A 19,184-nucleotide genomic window follows, 5' to 3' on the forward strand; every position below is an offset into this window, starting at 1 on the left:
GGAAAAGGAAAACATCTTAAAAAGAAAATTGAAACGTCGAATCGATTTGTTACGTCTATATGATGGAGTGCATTTCTTTACGTGTGCTCAAAAGATGAGTTTCTCTTGAAAGAGGAACCCTTTCGACTTGAAGGAGGTCAACATGTTTAAAAAATCAATGCTTGGTATGATGGCAGCGCTCCTTTTCCTAATTGGTGCGCCAAAAGTCAGCTTAGCGGATGCAGCTGTCGGCGATGTCATCGTCACACTTGGGCAAGACTTAACTCCGGCTGATCGCCAGAAGGTGCTTGACGAGTTGAATCCACCTGAAAATGCGACAAAAATTGAAGTAACCAATAAAGAAGAGCATGAATATTTAGGAAAGTATATCCCTCGTTCTTCTATCGGGACGAGAGCATTATCATCTTCATCTATCACCATTGAAAAATCAGGTACTGGTCTGACTGTGGATACACATAACATCAAGACCATTACAGATGAGATGTATTTAAATGCTTTAATGACAGCCGGTGTCAAGGATGCCAAGGTTGTCGTGACTGCGCCGTTTGAAGTTTCTGGTACAGCCGCACTGACGGGTCTATTAAAAGCCTATGAAGTGTCAAGCGACAAAGCCATTCCAGAAGATGTGAAACAGGTAGCAAACGAAGAGCTTGTGACAACTTCTAAATTGGGTGACTCCATCGGGAAAGACAATGCTTCTGCCCTTATTGCAAAAATCAAGGATGACATTGCGAAAAATGGTGTCCCTAAAACAACAAAAGAAGTAGAAGAAAAAGTGGATCAGGCTGCTTCTGATTTAAACTTAAATCTAACGCAAGATCAAAAGGATCAGCTTGTTTCACTATTCGATAAAATGAAGAACATCAATATCGATTGGAGCCAAGTAGGATCTCAAATCGATAAAGCAAAAGACAAGATTACGAAATTCATAGAATCAGATGAAGGGAAAAACCTTCTTCAAAAGATTTGGGATTTCTTTGTCTCCATTTGGAACGCAATCGTCTCTGTATTTACTGGAGGAAAATAAGTCATCATAAAAAGCTGCCTGTACATCAGGCAGCTTTTTTACGTAGATGATTTCACTTTTGATTGATACGGTAAATCAAGTTTGACAATATCGGCATATGTTTCGCGTTCAACGACAAGCTGCGCTTCCCCGTCTTCTACAAATACAACAGCCGGGCGCGGGATGCGGTTATAGTTGTTTGACATACTGTAGCCGTAAGCTCCGGTACAAAAGACAGCTAATAAATCTCCTTGTGATAACTCTGGCAAATCGATATCCCAAATGAGCATATCTCCGCTTTCACAGCATTTCCCTGCAATGGAAACCGTTTGATCATGCGTTTGGCTCATTTTGTTGGCACTTGCCGCTTCATATTTCGCTTGATATAAAGCTGGACGAATGTTGTCACTCATTCCCCCATCTACCGCAACATAATCGCGAATGCCAGGTACATGTTTTGATGAGCCGATCGTATAAAGCGTTGTCCCTGCATCTCCAACGAGAGAGCGGCCTGGCTCAATCCAAATTTCCGGCATATCAAACTCATAGCGGGCTACGTTCTCTTTTACAGCTTGGATAATTTTCTCGACGTATTCTGTCGCAGGAAGTGGTTCATCTTCTTCTGTATAACGGATACCAAAGCCGCCGCCTAAGTTTAACACGGTCGAAATAAAACCAAATGATTCTCTCCATTCATCTAGCTTCAAAAAGATTTTATCTGCTGCAAGGACAAAACCAGCCGTATCAAAAATTTGTGAACCGATATGGCAATGAACGCCTAAAAGCTCGATCACTTCTGATCCAAGCACTTGTTTCACCGCTTCATCTGCTTGTCCATTGTGAAGGTCAAAGCCAAATTTGGAATCCTCTTGGCCTGTTGTAATGTAATCATGTGTATGCGCTTCGACACCTGGTGTAATACGGAGCAGCACTTTCACCTGTTTTGACAGCTCTTGACCAAGCTCTTCAATGAGCTTCATTTCGTAGAAATTATCTACGACAATACAGCCGATCTCGTGCTCTAACGCCATTTTCAATTCTTCCCTGCTTTTATTGTTGCCATGGAAATGAATTTTTTCTACCGGAAACCCGGCGCAAATGGCTGTGTGAAGCTCCCCTCCTGATACGACATCAAGAGATAATCCTTCTTCCTTGGCAAGCTGAAACATGGCGATGGAGGAAAATGCTTTACTCGCATATGCTACCTGCGCTGTTAACTCTTCTTCTATAAATGCTTTTTGAAAGCTTTTTGCACGCTCCCGTATTAAAGCCACATCATATACATAAAGTGGTGTCCCATACGTTTCAGCTAAAGAAACGGCATCAACACCACCAATTTCTAAATGACCGAGTTCATTTTGTCTGCAAGTGCCGTGTAAATACAATGTCATTCCCTCTTTCTCCGCCTCGGCTGAAAAAAGACAGCTGCGTGAGCTGCCTTTTGCCGTTTCTCAAAGTTAAAAATACAATATCACAATCTTCAGCCACTTTCAATGAGCGTTAAGAATTTGGCGGAATTTTTGATCTGTTTTGAGGGTGAACGATGCTTGGCCTTACTTTTGAGCCAGGAACAGACGTCCGAATTAACACTTGCCATAAAGCTTTCCCATTAAAAGGAAGAAACGGCCACATATAAGGCGTCTGCAATGAACGTATGGATGTTAAATATATGATTAACAACGTAAAACCAATGATGAGTCCATTCAGCTTAAAGATCGCCACGAGTGCTAGTATGATGAGTCGTACAATCTTATTGGCGACACTCAGCTCATAGCTTGGCGTTGTAAATGTCCCGATAGCCGCTAGTGAGACGTATAAGATGACCTCTGGCGTAAATAAACCGACATCAATGGCGATTTGTCCAATTAAAACAGCCGCAATCAGCCCCATAGCGGTCGACAAAGCGGTTGGCGTATGAATCGCTGCCATCCTTAAAAATTCCACCCCAAAATCAGCAAGGAATACTTGTAATATGACCGGGATATGAGAAGGTTTATTAAAGCCAATATAGCTTAAATGATCCGGCAGAAGACTTGGTTCGAGGATAAACAGAAACCAAATTGGTAAAAGAAACGTTGAACATAAAATGCCTAAAAAGCGTACCCATCTTAGGAACGTACCAACTGCAGGTGCCTGGCGGTATTCTTCTGCGTGCTGAACGTGGTGAAAAATGGTGGTTGGCGTAATGATGACACTAGGAGATGTATCCGTAATGATGATGACATGACCTTCTAGTATATGGTTAGCGGCGACATCTGGACGCTCGGTGTAGCGTACAAGGGGAAAGGGATTGTATCCTTGTTTAATAATGAATTCTTCAATCGTTTTATCAGACATCGTCAGCCCATCGACTTTGATTCCTGATACTTCTTTCTCTATGATATCGACAAGATCTGGGTCCGCAATATCTTCAATGTAGCAAACACATACATCCGCTTTCGAACGTTCGCCTACTTTGAGCATTTTGTATCTCAGTTTTTCATCTCGCACCCGTCTTCGTATGAGCGCTGTATTGACAATAATGTTTTCAACAAAGCCGTCTCTTGCGCCCCGGACAACCTTTTCTGTATCCGGCTCCTCTGGCATTCTGCCAGGATAGCTTCTGACATCAATGATAAATGCGTAGTTTTCACCTTCTACTACAACTGCCACAAGCCCCGACAGCACTTGGTCTACCGCTTCATCGAGCGTTTCAACCTTTGAGACCTGCTGATTGACTAGACGGTTCTCGACCACACGTGCCAGATCATCTGATTCAGGTTCGTTGTCATTGATTTCAATTAGCTCTTTTAATAAGTAGATGACATACTGTGTATCACACAGTCCATTTACATAGTAAAGTTGGATTTCCTGATCGTGTATATAAATTTTCCGCACGCCAAGGTCAAAGCTGAGACCCATTCCGACATTTTCCTTGAAGTAATCTTCATTTTTCTTCGGGTCTCGGTACACGTTTACCTTGTCTTTCTTCATGGAAACCACTCCTTTCTAAAATTAATTCAACTGCTTTCATTGTGATCGGAGATCCCTTGCTCAGATCATCTTTACGTCCCATTTTGCCAATATCTCCAATCCCAACAACAAACGGAAGATGGAGCGAGTCAAGACAATACACTGTATCCCCGCTCATTTTATGAGGCTCCATTTCAGGAAGACCATGCTTGTCGACACCGTATTCTGTCAGTTCACCCTCCCGGTCAATGGAAACATGAACCTTTGTCCATTCAGCTTGATGCGTTTTGGATGCAACGGCGATCGCCCCAATGACTTCAATTTCAGGGTGACGCGCAACATGTTTCATCGCCGTCTCCCCTGTTCCTTCACCAGTCAGGCCAGAATCATCAAACATGACAAACACTGGATCATACGGCGTTTTTAAAATCATCTGTACAAGTTCAGGCCCTGTCCGTTTGCTTGGATTTCCTTTTGAGCTGGAAATACATCGTCCACCGACTTTGTTAGCAGCAAGCTCAATGGTTTTGGCAGCATATATATCTCCGTCTGTCACTAAAATGACTTTCCGTCTTTGCCCCATATTAGGTTATCCTTTCGGTTTAAAGATAAGAGCGATAATAAATGAGAATAAAATCGCAGCTGAAATTCCAGCAGAAGTTAATTCAAAAATACCGATCCCGATTCCGATGAACCCGTGTACATCTGCCTGATGCATCGCCCCATGAAGCAAGCTATGACCAAAGCTGACGATTGGTACGGTTGCGCCCGCACCTGCAAATTCAATAAATTTATCATAAATACCGAATCCGTCTAAGATGGTACCCGCCACAACAAAGGTGGTCATGACATGTGCAGGCGTAAGTTTGAGTACGTCTAGTAAAAGCTGGCCAATGACGCAAATAAGTCCGCCTGCAACAAAAGCGATAAGATAATCCATTAGCTCTCTCCTCCTGCACGCTCAAATACGACACCGTGCGCAATGGTTGGAATGGTCTCTTTTTGCTGGACCATCGTCGGGCTGAGAAGTGCCCCGGTTGCGACAACCAGTACTCTTTGCAAATTCCCTGCCTTCATTTCTTGAAAGATGTGACTGAATGTCACAATAGCTGAACAAGCACAGCCGCTGCCTCCAGCGAACACGTTTTGATCGGGTGTATAGATGATTAATCCGCAATCATCGTGCTTTCGGCCGAGCTGAATGCCGTCTTCTTTGAGCAGATCCTTTAAGATCGGTGAGCCAATGCCAGATAGATCACCTGTTAAAATAAGATCGTAATCGTCAACCGTTCTCTCTAGATCTTCTAAATGCTGCTTGATGGTATCTGCTGCTGCCGGTGCCATTGCGGACCCCATGTCAAATGGATCTGTAATCCCAAGATCCATAACTCGTCCCACGGTTGCGCTTGTAATTTGAATTTGGGAGGGCTCTTGGCTGATAATAACGGCCCCGCTCCCAGTCACTGTACTTGTCGCTGTATCTGGTTTTTGTCCGCCGTATTCTGTCGGATTACGAAATTGGCGTTCTGCCGTCGCATTATGACTGCTTGTCGCAGCAATGGCTCTTTTTGCAAAACCACCATCTACTAATGCCGAAGCAATGGCGACCGATTCCATTGATGTGGAGCATGCTCCAAATAAACAAAGAAACGGGATTTTAAGTTCTCTTGCCACATAGTTTGCTGTGACGTTTTGATTCAGTAAGTCTCCTGCCAGCAAAAGATCAACATCGCTTTTTTGCAAATTTGCTTTTGATAAAGCGGTTGATATCGCATCATCCATGAGCTGCCTTTCAGCCATTTCCCAGTTCTTTTGATAACAATGCATTTCGTCGTATGTTTTATCAATAAGATGACCGATCGGGCCTTCTTTTTCTTTCGGTCCTGCAGCTGTTCCTTCTGCATTGACATAAAGCTTGTGCTCAAATACCCAAGATTGTTTACCTGTTAGTTTCACGTTTCATTCCTCCTACGAAAACGCCTTTTCCAAGATGTATCGAATGATCCCTACGACATATGCCGAGACGACACCAAAAACAATGACGTTCCCAGCAAGCTTAAACATGTTCGTGGCTACACCTAACACAAGCCCTTCACTTCTATGTTCAAGAGCAGCACTTGTCATGCTGTTTGCAAACCCTGTCACCGGGACAGCGGATCCCGCTCCAGCAAACTGGCCGATTCTATCGTAAATACCGATACCAGTTAATATAGAAGAAATTAAAATGAGGGTCGCTACGGTTGGGTTCCCTGCTGTCTTTTCATTAAAATCAAAAAAGTGAATATAGAAATTTTGCAGCCCCTCGCCTATGGCACAGATCAATCCACCAACAAGAAAAGCCTTGATGCAGTTGAGGACATAAGGAGGTTTAGGCTGATACGTTTTCACCTTAGATGGATAGTTCTCTTTTAAACTCGACACGTGTTGTTCCCTCCAAATTCTTAAATATAAATTAGCCAATGAAATAGTGAACCAAATACCTTTCCTAAGACAATGGCCATGAGAAGCAAAACAATTTTCCCGTCCATTCCAATTCTTTTCGTTAATATAGGAAGTACATTTAATACTTCAGTCAGCGCAGCTGCAAGCATGCCGACGAAGATGCCCGCTAAAAGACCGATCGGAAGTGCCAGCCATTTGGATAAATGCAAATGTATTGGACTTAAGGTTGCCCAGCCGCCAACGACCGCCCCGCTGATGACAGCCGCCTCGTACCCTTGTATGAAGCGCTGCGTTTTGGTTAATTGCATTAAACGAGGGATGATGCCCAGCACTGTGAGAAATGCCACAAACCCTGCTCCTACCGTTAAACCGCCGCCAAGTCCAACAAGCACGACAAAAAGCCACTTACCGATCATGAATGTCTTTCATTGTCTCTTTATTTTCTTTGAGGGCGACATAATGATCGAGATCGAGCTGATATTTAAACATTTCCACTTCAAGCGGACTTGGTTCTTCATTTAAACGCTTTTTAAATACATGATTGAAAAATAAAATCATGCCGAAGCCTAGTCCGAAGCTATATGGAATTTGCAATAAATAAGGATGCTCAACCGTTTTTCCTGTGATCATTTCATATAGGCGGATATGAACGAGCCGCATACTGACATCCTCGTGGAAATTCATAATGGCAAGCGCCGCTCCGACAAATAACAGGAGCCATACAAACACAAATAAAACGGGAGAAAGCTGGCGTTTGCCTGTATCAATTTCGACAATGGCCTCAGCGCCTCCAACGGTTTGAATGTCGATGTCTGGCCATGTTTTTTTGATCGTTTTGACCACATGCATGATATCAAGAACGGCGATGTGACGATCCTTTTTACTGACATGATATATCGGCATTTTGCTAAGCTTTTGCACAGCAAACTCATCACCAGTGATTTGGGCGATATCTTCTAAATAAACAAGCTGATCATTACCGGTCTTGATTCGATGGCGCAGCCGAAGAAAGATTTGTCCGTCCATCCAAGTCACTTCCTATACGATGGGTTAAAAATAGTATGTGGTGAAAAATGGTTCTCATACTGATAGAACTTGATTTACCGGTAATTACCACACAAAAAAAGCCAGCCTAATTGGCTAGCTGTCTTTTTGATCCATTTGCATTTGGATTTGTTTTAAAATTTTCTTTTCAAGCCGCGAGACTTGTACTTGTGAAATACTGAGCCTCTCTGCTACCTCAGATTGTGTTTGGTCTTTATAATATCTTAAGTACACAATGAGTTTTTCTCGTTCTTCTAATTCCTTGATCGCTTCTTTCAGAGCGATTTTATCAAACCATCTTTCTTCTGAATGATCCGCAATTTGATCAAGCAATGTAATCGGGTCTCCGTCATTTTCATACACGGTTTCATGAATCGATGTCGGTGAGCGGACCGCTTCTTGGGCGAGGACGACATCCTCTGGTGTGATATCAAGATATTCGGCAATTTCCTGGACAGTGGGCATTCTTCCGTGAGACTTAGACAATTCATCTCTTGCCCGCCGAATTTTATTTCCAAGTTCTTTTAGTGACCGGCTCACTTTGACTGTTCCATCATCACGAATGAATCGCTGGATTTCACCAATGATCATTGGAACAGCGTAGGTCGAAAACTTCACATCATATGACAAATCAAATTTATCAACAGATTTCAGCAGTCCAATACAGCCAATCTGAAACAAATCATCTGGTTCATATCCTCTATTTAAAAAGCGCTGAACAACGGACCAAACAAGACGCATGTTTTTTTCTACGAGGAGGTCTCTTGCTTGCTGATCACCGTCTTGGCTTTTTTTGATGAGCTCTTTGACTTCATCATTTGACAGCTGGGCTTTTTTTGCTTGCTTTTTTACCTCCACATCCATATGAGCAGCTCCTTTAATTACAAAGCGCTTTGCTTTTTGATAGATGCTTTGTTAAACGGATGGTCGTGCCCATTTCTGGAGATGAGTCTATCATGACATCATCCATAAAATTCTCCATGATGGTAAAGCCCATTCCAGAGCGTTCTAAGTCTGGTTTTGTGGTGAATAGCGGCTGTCTTGCTTCTTCAAGATCTGTAATGCCCATGCCTTCGTCACGGATGGTGAGGTACACAACATGGTCATCAAGTGTGACATGGATATGCACCTTGCCATCTGGATTTCCATCATAGCCATGGATAATGGAGTTTGTCACCGCCTCTGACACAACGGTTTTGATTTCTGTTAATTCATCTAATGTCGGATCAAGCTGGGCGATAAACGCTGCGACTGTCACCCTCGCAAAGGATTCATTTTGACTTAAAGCAGAGAAGGTCAGGTTCATTTCATTCCTCATGATGCCACCCCCAATGTTTGCAATGCCGTTTGCTCTGAAGGCTCCATACGGATGATTTTAAATAAGCCAGACATATCAAATAATCGGTTCACTGCTGGCGAGATAGCACAGACGACCATTTCTCCGCCAAGCTGCTTAATTTCTTTATATCTTCCTAAAATCACTCCGAGACCTGAGCTGTCCATAAACGTTAAATCAGCCAAATTCAGCACGATGTGGCGAATGTCCTCTGTTTCCAAATAATTCGTCACCTTTTGTCTCAATGTTTCTGCGGAGTGATGATCAAGCTCTCCTGTTAACCGAATGCAAAGTACGCTCTCTTTTACTTGAAAATCAATTTCAAGGCTCATCTTTTTATTCCTCCTTGCTCTAATTTCGGATAAAGATTGTTTCTCTTTTTTATCAAGTAAATCCTTCACCATGACAAAACTAGTGACCATTCGTCACATTTAGATGTTCTTTTCTTCTTACTCATAGCAAAAAGACTGCCAATTACAGCAGCCTTTCACATTTTATTTCCATTTCACAAATTCCGCCATCGCTCTTTTCAAGAAAGTCCAAACGCCTGCTTTTTCCATTCCTTCTTTAGCTTCTACAGGGCTTTCATGCAGCACTTTTCCGTCTTTTTTCAAGACAATTGTACCTAGTTCCGTTCCTTTTGAGAATGGGGCCGTGACATCCTGAGACAATTTGATTTCTTTTTTAATCTGATCCACATTTTCGCCTTTTTTCGTTAAAAGGGAGATTGGCTCAGAGGTGACAAGCTGAATTTTTTTCTTTTTCCCTTTGCTTACCTTGATCTCCGCTACATCTTGTCCTCGTTTGTAAAGCGGGTGAGTGGTGTATTGACTAAATGCATAGTCTAACATTTTGACCACTTGAGCGTTTCTGTCTTTCGGTGTACTTGCGCCGAAGACAACTGCAATGACGCGCATGTTGCCTTTTTTAGCGGATGCAGTTAAACAGTATTTGGCTTCGCCTGTAAAACCTGTTTTCAACCCATCGACTCCTGGATAAAATTTAATCAATCGGTTCGTATTCACAAGCCAGAATTTTTTATCCGTGTTTTGACGGAGATAGTCTTCGTAGACCCCTGTGAATTTAGTGATTTGTTCATATTTCAACAGCTCTTTTGCCATTTTTGCCATATCATGAGCTGTACTGTAATGGTCTTTTTCAGGAAGTCCTGTTGGGTTTTGAAAGACCGTAGAGGTGAGGCCGAGTTCTTTTGCCTTTTTGTTCATTTGCTCCACAAACTGTTCTTCAGACCCTGCAATATGCTCTGCCATGGCAACTGAAGCATCATTTCCTGACGCAATCGCAATGCCTTTCATCATTTCTTTCACGGTCATTTCTTCTCCAGGCTCAAGGAAGATTTGTGACCCTCCCATTGATGCTGCATAGTCACTTGTTCTAACCTTGTCAGTCATTTTCAGTTTTCCTTGATCAATGGCTTCCATGATGAGAAGCATCGTCATGATTTTGGTCATACTTGCGGGTGCAAGCTTTTCATCGCTGTTTTTGTTGTAAAGCACTTTTCCCGTGTCACGTTCTATTAAGATCGCTGATTTGGCTTCGTGCACCAATTCTGATGTTTGTTTTTCTCCTGGTTTTTCAATCTTTTCTTTTGCTATCGCTGATGGTGAAACCATTGAGATAAGGATCATTAAAATAAACAATGCACATATATGACGTTTCAAGTGGCAGACCTCCATTATCGTAATCCTTTCTATTTTTTCCTCATACAGGCTGTTTTATTCAGAGATCGTATGATTGCCATAAAAAAACCTTCTGTCGATAAAACAGAAGGCTTCTTGAAACATGCTATGAGAGTTGTTTGACTACATCTTTTACTAAATCAAGGAAACTCGCTTTCACTTTTTCCGTTACTTCAATGACTTCATCATGAGACAGCGGCTGATCTAAAATACCTGATGCCGCATTAGAAATGCATGAAATACCAAGCACTTTGATTCCTGCATGACGCGCAACAATCACCTCTGGAACAGTTGACATGCCTACAGCATCTGCTCCAAGTGTTCTGAGGAAACGAACTTCAGCCGGTGTTTCATATGAAGGACCTGTCATCCCTGCATAAACACCATGCTGTACAGATATACCTAAGCGCTGAGCTGTTTCTTCTGCAAGTGCCAGCAAATCTTTATCGTATGGGGCAGACATATCAGGGAAACGAACACCTTGACTGTCATTTGGTCCAATTAATGGATTGGTCCCCATCATATTGATATGATCTGTAATCAGCATGAGATCGCCTGGATGGAAGGATGTATTCACACCGCCGGCTGCATTTGTCACAATGCATGTCTCAATGCCAATTTCTTTCATCACACGGACTGGAAACGTCACTTGCTTCATATCATATCCTTCATAGAAGTGAAAACGTCCTTGCATAGCACATACGACAGTGCCTTTCAGCGTCCCGATGACGAGCTGTCCTGCATGACCCTCTACTGTTGAAACAGGGAATCCAGGAATATCTTCATATTTCAATTTGATTGGATTTTCAATCTCATCTGCTAAAATGCCAAGCCCTGAACCTAAGATCAATCCAACTGTTGGTACGTTTGTCGATGCTTGTTTAATGTATGCCGCCGCTTCTGAAAACTGTGCTCCCACGAGATTTCCCCCTATTTGAGTTTAGATAAAAAGCTTGTGCCGTATTTTGGCATGGCTGACTTGAAATTGTCTGCAACTGTTGCTCCAAGATCAGCAAAGGTTTTTGCTGTTGGCAGTTCATTTGCTCCCTGATGCTTTTTGCTGTAAGCAATGAGCGGAACGTATTCTCTTGTATGATCTGTTCCGTGATGAACAGGGTCATTTCCATGATCTGCTGTGATCACAAGGAGATCATCCTCTTTCAACAGGTCAAACACTTCAGGAAGTCGTGCGTCAAATTCCTCTAATGCTTTTCCGTAGCCCTCTGGATCTCTTCTATGTCCGTAAAGAGCGTCAAAATCAACAAGGTTTAAAAAGCTGAGTCCTGTAAAGTCTGTTTTAAGTGTATCGACCAGCTTGTCCATTCCATCCATGTTCGATTTTGTTCTAAGAGAAGATGTGATTCCTTCGCCATCATAAATATCAGAGATTTTGCCGATCGCAATCACATCGAGCCCATCATCTTTCAGCTCATTCATAACTGTACGGTCAAATGGTTTTAAAGCATAGTCATGGCGGTTTGGTGTTCTGACAAATGCGCCAGGCTCCCCGACAAACGGACGAGCGATAATACGTCCAACCATATACTTTTCATCTAATGTGAGTTCACGTGCAATTTCACAAATACGGTAAAGTTCATCTAAAGGCACCACTTCTTCGTGCGCAGCAATTTGCAGCACAGAATCCGCAGATGTATAGACGATTAGATCGCCTGTTTTCATGTGCTCTTCGCCAAGCTCGTCTAAAATTTCAGTACCAGACGCAGGTTTATTTCCAATAATGCCTCTGCCTGTTTTTTCTTTTAGTTCATTTAATAGTTCATCTGGGAATCCGTCTGGAAAGACTTTGAACGGTGTGTCTATGTAAAGACCCATGATTTCCCAGTGTCCTGTCATTGTGTCTTTACCATTTGATGCTTCTTGCATTTTCCCATAATACGCAAGCGGCTTTTCATCCGCTGGAATTCCTTTGATTTCTTTAATATGGCTCAGCCCAAGCTTCGCCATATTCGGCATATGAAGCCCGTTCATTTTTTCAGCAATATGTCCTAGTGTATCTGCACCTACATCATTAAATTCAGAAGCATCGGGTGCTTCCCCAATTCCTACTGAATCCATTACGACGAGGAAAATGCGTTTATACTGATAATCAGGCATTAAAAAGCGCCTCCTTCAATATTCTTGTCTTTTGACCTTTCAAAAAGAGAGGTCTGACATCTCAAGTATAAACCGTTTACAAGCCGGTTGACAACCATAAACGGTGCAAACATGAAAAAGCATGACACACGTTCACTGTGTCATGCTTTACTTATGCCCTTGGATGGAATTTGTGATACACATCTTTCAGTCTTGTTTTCGTCACATGTGTATAAATTTGTGTTGTTGAGATATCGGCATGTCCGAGCATCTCCTGCACGGCTCTTAGGTCTGCACCGTTTTCAAGCAGATGTGTTGCAAATGAATGCCTGAGTGTATGGGGTGTGAGTTCCTTTTGAATCCCAGCTTCGATGGTTCTTTTTTTCAAATTCTTCCAGAAACCTTGCCGCGACATTTTTTTTCCGTGATGATTGAGAAATAAGGCATCTGCCGGCTGTTTTTTTAACAGCTTGCTTCTTCCCTTTTCGATATATTCTTCAATCGCACTTGCAGCAGCTTCACCAATTGGCACAATCCGCTCTTTTCTTCCTTTTCCAAAACAACGGATAAAGCCCATTGCGAGGTGAACATCAGCAAGAGTCAGATCCAGCATTTCACTGACGCGAATGCCTGTTGCATATAAGAGCTCGAGCATCGCTTTGTCACGGTAGTCAAACGGAGTGTGCTGATTTGGTGTATCAAGCAGCTTTTCGACTTCCCCTAGTGATAGAACTTTCGGTAGTTTCCGCTCTGTTTTTTGCGTTTCAATGTTCCACGACGGATCATCTGTTGTCACTTTTTCCCGGAGCAGAAATTGATGGAAGGAACGGATCGAGGATAGATGCCGCACTGACGTTTTGCTCGATTTCCCTTCCTCCTTTAGCTGCTTTAAATAATGAATGATATGCAGGCGCGTGACATCTTTGATATCCGTCAGCTGCTCATGTGTCATTAAAAAAGAAAGGTAGTTCTGTAAATCTCGTTTATAAGAAACAATGGTATTTTCAGAGAGTCCTCTCTCTACTGTCATAAAATGAATAAAGTCGGATAATTGATCGTTCAATGATTTCTACTCCCCGTTTTGATAAAAATAAATCAATCGGTCTTGCCAGTTGTCTTGATTCGGCTGATCCATTTCCATCACTTTAATTGCTGCACCCTCTGGTTTATCATAACGATGGTAGCTTTCATATTCTGAATTTATCCATATCATAGCATAATAGAACAAGACGGTAAAACCAGTGAACAAGATGAATACTTTCATCACTTCACCTGTTGTTTTGAGCCATTTTCGCATGATTTTCATGTCCTTTCTCAAGCTTCTCATTACTTCAGCATATGCCAGGTGGGACAAGGAATATACAGCGAAAATGCAAAAAACCTCTTCATCTTAAATGAAAAGGTTCCAATTCGGATTATTTGCCGGATTCATCATCATGACACCGGTGGCAAATACCATGGAATGTCAATCTATGATCCTTAATTTTAAATTTCCAGTCACGTTCAATAATCTCTTCAACGTCTTCTAATAAATCATCTTCTATCTCATCGACTGTCCCGCATTCCATGCAGACAAGATGATGATGGAAGTGAGCGGCTCCTTCTTTGCGAAGATCATATCGCGAAACGCCGTCTCCAAAGTTAATTTTATCAACAACTTTCAGTTCAGTTAGCAATTCTAACGTTCGATAAACAGTAGCAAGACCAATTTCAGGAGACTTCTCTTTTACGAGGAGGTATACATCTTCTGCACTTAAATGGTCTTCTTCATTCTCAAGCAGTACTCTTACTGTTGCTTCACGCTGTGGCGTGAGCTTATAGCTGGAAGAATGAAGCTGTTTCTTAATTCGATCAATCCGATTTTCCATTGACTTTCCCTCCTACGCCACATTACTTGATCATTATATCAAATGATGTGCTGAGAGCCAACTATAATCATTTTAAATTGATAAATAAATTGATTATTATTTAATAACGATTATAAAATTATGAAAAAAGAACACCTGCCAGCTTTTTCATGAGCATGAAAGATACGTAAGATTCAAAAAAGGACGAAAGTGCAGCAAGCGTTAAAATCATCAGCAAAACAGATGCATACCGGGCGAACCACTGAACAGGTGCTTGACTGATGGTTTTTTTCATGAACAGCTGCCCAATGAGACGGATGGAAAACGCAATCGCACATGTACCAATCACTAAATAGGCTGGAATAAGCAATATGTTTTGCGGAAGAACCGATACGAACGAAAGGAAAAAACCACTCAGCCCCATTTGATTTACTAGAAAACCAACTGTAAACCCAACGACAATTCCTTTTAAAAAGATCATGAGAAAGATGAGCGGCAGGCCAATGATAGATATTCCTAGTATCCACATAAGACCTAAATATTTCATATGATGCAAAAAGCTTTGCAAAAACATTTCTTTTGATTCTGCTGCTTTCTCATTCGTCAGCTGACCAAAAAATTGATTTAAATAATAGAATAAATCCTCTTTCTGACTAATTGTCATACTATTAACGATGATGGCCCCAAAGATCACGCCCATTAAAAAGAGTACAGAGACAAACAAATAAATCGATAGATGGTCTTTTACGTGCTGAAGAAGATGTTCCTTCCAAGACTTTTTCCGCATGCGTCTTCCTCCCAAATAGTAAAGGTTACTAGATTCTATGAGAGAGATTACGAAACATGACAGTTTTATTGAAAGAAAAAAGAGAAAGCAGCCTAAACACTGCTCTCTCTTATCATTTATCGGGCGGCTTTTTGTACGTTCACAAGCCCGGCACCATAATAAAAAGGATCTCCAAGCTTTGCAGCCGTTTTTGAAAGTCTCTCGCGCACTTCATCGTTTGTCAAATTCGGATGTTTTGATAGAATGACAGCCGCAGCGCCCGCTACATGCGGTGATGCCATGGATGTTCCACTCTTATAGCCATATTCATTATGAGGAATGGTGCTGAGCGTTGAAACGCCCGGTGCTGAGACTTCCACTTCTTCGCCGACAGATGAATCAAAGGCTCTTTGTTTTCTTTCGTCAACAGAGGCAACCGCCATCACTGAGGCGTACTTAGCTGGATAGTCAACCGTGTTGAGAGAGCCATAACTTCCTGCATTCCCAGCAGAAGCCACAATGAGAATCCCTTTGTCGTATGCTCGATCTACCGCTTCTTTCAGCGCTTCAGATTCACTTGCTCCTCCCATACTAATATTGATGACATCCATGTCATTCTCAATGGCCCATTCAATTCCTTTAATGATCCAGCTATAGTAGCCGTCACCATTTTCATCTGCCACCTTGACCGCATAGATAGAAGCCTTTGGCGCAACACCAACGACACCTACCTTATTATCTAACGCTGCAATTGTGCCTGCCACATGCGTTCCGTGTTCATGCGGGTCAACAAGCGGATCTGACTTTGTTGGAACAAAGCTGACTCCGCCGGTGACATGTAAATCTTCATGTTTGCCATCGATGCCGCTGTCAAGAACGGCTACTTTGACATTCTGTCCGGCGTATCCCCGTTTATGTACCTTTTGTGCTTTGATGCTTTTGATGCCATATGGGATCGTTTGACCGCTTGTTTTTGCCTTTTGGTCTTCCTCAATGAAGGTCACTTCTTTTGCCTGATTCAGTTTCTCTTTCGATGCCTCATTCAAGGAAACTTTCATCATATCTATTTGCTCTATGGATTCTTTTACATGCCCACCAGCTTCTTCGACAAGCTGTTTTTGTGTATGATCTTGAACGGAAGAAGAAAAGCCGATCATGTACTCTTTTTTTGCTTGCTCCTTTGCAGAAATATGTGAGGCGCCGAACGTGACCGATGCCAGCATCATACTTGCCATACAAAGCCTTGCTCCAATTGACTTGACGTTCACAATACTCACTCTCCCTTTCATCTTTTTGTCATTTAACTACATTTTCAGACAAAAAGAAACGACCGTTTGTCCTATTTTTTAAAATTTTTCCATTTATTTGAACTAGTTGTCACAAAAAAGCAAAATAAAAATGCTTATGATCCTCTTGAAAGTGATCATAAGCATTCCTTCTTTTATGTTTTTTCATCATGTGCTGCAAGGCTTCTTGTTTTGTTTTTGTCTTTCTTTCATGTGTGCTAAAATGCGGCATGTTTCCTCTCGACAGTTCCGGGTTTCGGCTGTGCTGCCTTTCAATATGTTCTCGTTTTTTCTTTGCATTGCTTTTTCCCATTTGGCAAAACCCCTTTCGTTGACGTTATGATACACGATGTGACATAAAAAAGATAGACGTATACACGCCTATCTTTCTGTTTTCACCATATCAAGATGAGGAATCCCATCTTCATCATAACAATCTGAAACGGCCTTAAAACCAAATGATTCGTAAAACGACTTCAAGTAGGCCTGCGCCTGAATTTTGACACTTGTTTCACCTAATTCACTCAGCTTTTCCAAAGCCTTGCTGAGCAGCATTTTTCCATAGCCTTTTTTTCGGCCTGCCTGCGTCACAAGAACGCGGCCAATGGACGCCTCTTCGTACATGATTCCGCTTTGAAAAATTCGGCAATAAGCCACAATCGTGCCGTCCTCTTTTGCAGACAGATGAAGCGCTTCTTGGTCCCGGTGATCAATTTCAGGGTAAGGGCATGTTTGTTCAACAACAAACACATTGACTCTTTCCATTAAAATTAGGTAAAGATCCTCTTTTGTTAATTGGTCAAACGTTTGACATGTCCAGTTAACTTGATTCATGATTGATATCCACCTTACCGTACACTCCGCCCCCGCCAGCGATCAGTTCGACTTCACCTTTTCTTGCTTTGATGATGTAATTGGCTGTTTTTTCTGGCAGGATAGCTTTTAGTTCTTGTTCTGTTGCTTGATGAAGGATATTCATCTCTGTGTGAAACACGGCTTTTAGCTTCTCCAGCGTTTTGGCTCCGACACCCGGAATAAATTGAAGCGGGAGCTGATGAACATAAGGAGGTCTTGTTCCTTTGTCACTTTCTTGGTCAGCAAGCTCCTTTAAACGCTCACTCACCCCTTTTGTCATCCGGGTATGTCCGCATGCGTGGCACTTTTCTTGATCTAGCGCGCGAGGTCTTACTCCGCACTTCTCGCAGGTTGTATGATAGTACTTCCCAAGCCGCGGAGCGAGTCCATAATTTCCTGTAATGGCTCTGCCCTCTTTCCCTTCAAGGGCTAGTTTGAATTCGGCAAAAGAGGCATGATCCATTCGGATTTTTGTATATTCTCGCGCAATTTTCCCTAAAGAATGAGCGTCTGAATTCGTTAAAAAGGGATAACGGTTCAGCTCACTTATTTGGGACGCCATTGACGTATCGCAGCTAAGACCTAGTTCAACAGCATCAATGAGGTCTGGGTCGAATACTTCCGTTAAAGACGTGTTGACTCCTTTGCCAAATAAGCTTTTATGCGGCGTGAAAATATGAGCAGGAATAAACAAGCCTCCTAGCTCCTTGACCTTGCGCTGAAGTGTTTTCCCATCAACATAGAGGCGCTGTGAACTCAAATGCACATTTTTCATATGAAGCGCGAGCCATGCGGAGAACTCAGACATTTTGTGAAGTGTGGGCATAAATGCAAGCACGTGAATTGGACCTTTTGAATGGTTATCGTTAATTTCTAATTCACTGCCTAAAAGCAGCACGGTCTGTCCAAATGATAGACCGCCATCATTTAGTTCAGTGTACTTGCCTTCCTCTACACCCTCTATTAATTCTTCTAGGACTTCTGGAGATTGTGCATCAATCACACCAATCATCCCCATCCCTTTACTTTGCGTTGCTTCAATGAGAATTTGGTCAATTGTCAGTGACCTTGCACCTGTAATTTTAACAGCTCTGCCTGTTCTGGTTCTGCCAATATGAATATGGATGTCTGCAAAAAACTCCCTCATTTTGTTGACTTAAGTACCTCTTGCAATTGTAAGTACTGAATGGCATAGGCTGTTTTTGCATCATAAATGTGCTGCTTTTCAATGAGGTGCAAGGCTTCTTCTAATGAAACTTCCATCACTTCAACAAATTCATCTTCATCCAGCTCTCTTTTTTCTTCAAGCGGAACCAGCTGATCTGCAAGATAAATGTGGACGATTTCATCTGCGAAACCAGGTGATGTATAAAAGGCCGTCAGCTTTTGGAGCTGCTGAGTGGTGTACCCTGATTCTTCTTCTAATTCTCGCAGTGCTGTATGTGCCGGCTCTTCTCCTGGCTCTAATTTTCCAGCCGGAATTTCAACGATGGCTCTCTCTAGTGCTTTACGGTATTGCTTGACCAAGATGATTTTATTTTCGTCTGTACGAGCAATGACGGCTACTGCACCAGGATGTTTGATGATTTCGCGTTTGCCTTGTTTTCCGTTTGGCAATTCTACATCTTCAAGAACCAAATCAATGATTTTTCCATTATATAATTCTTTAGTCGATAATGTTTTTTCTTCAAAGTCCTTCAATTTTGTCAGCTCCTCGTTCTACTTTCACTTTTTACTTCATTCATTTTAACATAGATGATTTAGGAGAAGCGAAATGCGAACGCTTGCTTCAATGCGCCACTTGAAATCACCTAGCTTGAATTCCAGATTTTTTTCACTTAATGTGAAGGGATAGG

The 19,184-nt window shown here is 42.2% G+C and carries 24 protein-coding genes; 1 reads left to right on the plus strand and 23 read right to left on the minus strand.

The features are described from left to right. Nucleotides 1-142: 142 nt before the first annotated feature. On the plus strand, nt 143-1,027 hold the full coding sequence (locus tag C6Y03_RS09495) for a DUF1002 domain-containing protein (RefSeq protein ID WP_034661133.1): 885 nt from the start codon (nt 143-145) through the stop codon (nt 1,025-1,027). A gap of 38 nt (nt 1,028-1,065) precedes the next feature. On the opposite strand, the gene lysA is transcribed toward C6Y03_RS09495, so the two are convergent. From lysA to C6Y03_RS09610, 23 genes are all read right to left on the minus strand, one after another. Then, entirely contained in the window at nt 1,066-2,391 is a 1,326-nt protein-coding gene (gene lysA, locus C6Y03_RS09500; RefSeq protein ID WP_060596764.1) for a diaminopimelate decarboxylase, read from the minus strand. 115 nt (nt 2,392-2,506) lie between these two features. Beyond that, nucleotides 2,507-3,979 (minus strand): spore germination protein, encoded by a 1,473-nt coding sequence (locus tag C6Y03_RS09505; RefSeq protein ID WP_034661136.1) that lies wholly within the window; start codon nt 3,977-3,979, stop codon nt 2,507-2,509. Further along, nucleotides 3,933-4,541, minus strand: coding sequence for a stage V sporulation protein SpoVABEA (gene spoVAEA, locus C6Y03_RS09510; RefSeq protein ID WP_106036835.1), 609 nt, complete (start codon nt 4,539-4,541; stop codon nt 3,933-3,935). Before spoVAEA ends, C6Y03_RS09505 begins: the two co-directional genes overlap by 47 nt. A 6-nt stretch (nt 4,542-4,547) precedes the next feature. Then, complete coding sequence (gene spoVAE, locus C6Y03_RS09515) at nt 4,548-4,898, minus strand: stage V sporulation protein AE (protein WP_007501045.1); 351 nt, start codon at nt 4,896-4,898, stop codon at nt 4,548-4,550. Beyond that, nucleotides 4,898-5,914, minus strand: coding sequence for a stage V sporulation protein AD (spoVAD, locus tag C6Y03_RS09520; RefSeq protein ID WP_060596766.1), 1,017 nt, complete (start codon nt 5,912-5,914; stop codon nt 4,898-4,900). The genes spoVAE and spoVAD overlap by 1 nt, the downstream gene beginning before the upstream one ends. A 12-nt stretch (nt 5,915-5,926) precedes the next feature. Further along, nucleotides 5,927-6,379, minus strand: coding sequence for a stage V sporulation protein AC (gene spoVAC, locus C6Y03_RS09525; protein ID WP_034661140.1), 453 nt, complete (start codon nt 6,377-6,379; stop codon nt 5,927-5,929). Between the two features lie 20 nt (nt 6,380-6,399). After that, entirely contained in the window at nt 6,400-6,816 is a 417-nt protein-coding gene (locus C6Y03_RS09530) for a stage V sporulation protein AB (RefSeq protein ID WP_034661142.1), read from the minus strand. Further along, the gene (locus tag C6Y03_RS09535) at nt 6,806-7,426 is read right to left on the minus strand and encodes a stage V sporulation protein AA (RefSeq protein ID WP_060596767.1); all 621 of its coding nucleotides are present in this window, start codon (nt 7,424-7,426) and stop codon (nt 6,806-6,808) included. Before C6Y03_RS09535 ends, C6Y03_RS09530 begins: the two co-directional genes overlap by 11 nt. Before the next feature lie 114 nt (nt 7,427-7,540). Continuing rightward, complete coding sequence (gene sigF / locus C6Y03_RS09540) at nt 7,541-8,308, minus strand: RNA polymerase sporulation sigma factor SigF (protein WP_106039225.1); 768 nt, start codon at nt 8,306-8,308, stop codon at nt 7,541-7,543. A gap of 13 nt (nt 8,309-8,321) precedes the next feature. Continuing rightward, complete coding sequence (gene spoIIAB, locus C6Y03_RS09545) at nt 8,322-8,762, minus strand: anti-sigma F factor (RefSeq protein WP_034661145.1); 441 nt, start codon at nt 8,760-8,762, stop codon at nt 8,322-8,324. Next, complete coding sequence (gene spoIIAA / locus C6Y03_RS09550; RefSeq protein ID WP_034661146.1) at nt 8,759-9,112, minus strand: anti-sigma F factor antagonist; 354 nt, start codon at nt 9,110-9,112, stop codon at nt 8,759-8,761. Before spoIIAA ends, spoIIAB begins: the two co-directional genes overlap by 4 nt. Nucleotides 9,113-9,274: 162 nt before the next feature. Beyond that, the gene (locus C6Y03_RS09555; protein WP_374955737.1) at nt 9,275-10,429 is read right to left on the minus strand and encodes a D-alanyl-D-alanine carboxypeptidase family protein; all 1,155 of its coding nucleotides are present in this window, start codon (nt 10,427-10,429) and stop codon (nt 9,275-9,277) included. Nucleotides 10,430-10,586: 157 nt separating this feature from the next. Next, entirely contained in the window at nt 10,587-11,399 is an 813-nt protein-coding gene (locus C6Y03_RS09560; protein WP_034661149.1) for a purine-nucleoside phosphorylase, read from the minus strand. Between the two features lie 11 nt (nt 11,400-11,410). Further along, on the minus strand, nt 11,411-12,595 hold the full coding sequence (gene deoB / locus C6Y03_RS09565; protein WP_066030705.1) for a phosphopentomutase: 1,185 nt from the start codon (nt 12,593-12,595) through the stop codon (nt 11,411-11,413). 151 nt (nt 12,596-12,746) lie between these two features. Continuing rightward, complete coding sequence (xerD, locus tag C6Y03_RS09570) at nt 12,747-13,637, minus strand: site-specific tyrosine recombinase XerD (RefSeq protein ID WP_106039226.1); 891 nt, start codon at nt 13,635-13,637, stop codon at nt 12,747-12,749. A 6-nt stretch (nt 13,638-13,643) separates the two neighbouring features. Then, nucleotides 13,644-13,871 (minus strand): YqzK family protein, encoded by a 228-nt coding sequence (locus tag C6Y03_RS09575; protein ID WP_003215798.1) that lies wholly within the window; start codon nt 13,869-13,871, stop codon nt 13,644-13,646. A 118-nt stretch (nt 13,872-13,989) separates the two neighbouring features. Then, nucleotides 13,990-14,442 carry a ferric iron uptake transcriptional regulator gene (fur, locus tag C6Y03_RS09580; RefSeq protein ID WP_003215577.1) on the minus strand — a complete coding sequence of 151 codons (453 nt, stop codon included), beginning with the start codon at nt 14,440-14,442 and terminating at the stop codon, nt 13,990-13,992. Between the two features lie 118 nt (nt 14,443-14,560). Then, on the minus strand, nt 14,561-15,208 hold the full coding sequence (gene spoIIM, locus C6Y03_RS09585) for a stage II sporulation protein M (protein WP_060596772.1): 648 nt from the start codon (nt 15,206-15,208) through the stop codon (nt 14,561-14,563). 116 nt (nt 15,209-15,324) lie between these two features. Continuing rightward, nucleotides 15,325-16,455, minus strand: a complete 1,131-nt coding sequence (locus C6Y03_RS09590; RefSeq protein ID WP_081311399.1) for a S8 family peptidase — start codon at nt 16,453-16,455, stop codon at nt 15,325-15,327. A 109-nt stretch (nt 16,456-16,564) separates the two neighbouring features. Further along, nucleotides 16,565-16,786 (minus strand): hypothetical protein, encoded by a 222-nt coding sequence (locus C6Y03_RS09595; RefSeq protein WP_106031040.1) that lies wholly within the window; start codon nt 16,784-16,786, stop codon nt 16,565-16,567. A 68-nt stretch (nt 16,787-16,854) separates the two neighbouring features. After that, complete coding sequence (locus C6Y03_RS09600) at nt 16,855-17,307, minus strand: GNAT family N-acetyltransferase (protein ID WP_034661163.1); 453 nt, start codon at nt 17,305-17,307, stop codon at nt 16,855-16,857. Then, complete coding sequence (locus tag C6Y03_RS09605) at nt 17,294-18,475, minus strand: TIGR00375 family protein (RefSeq protein ID WP_106031039.1); 1,182 nt, start codon at nt 18,473-18,475, stop codon at nt 17,294-17,296. Before C6Y03_RS09605 ends, C6Y03_RS09600 begins: the two co-directional genes overlap by 14 nt. Next, nucleotides 18,472-19,029, minus strand: a complete 558-nt coding sequence (locus C6Y03_RS09610) for an NUDIX hydrolase (RefSeq protein WP_106039227.1) — start codon at nt 19,027-19,029, stop codon at nt 18,472-18,474. Before C6Y03_RS09610 ends, C6Y03_RS09605 begins: the two co-directional genes overlap by 4 nt. Nucleotides 19,030-19,184: the final 155 nt, after the last annotated feature.

The organism is Bacillus sp. LNXM65 (genome assembly GCF_002998575.1).
Lineage (GTDB): Bacteria > Bacillota > Bacilli > Bacillales > Bacillaceae > Bacillus.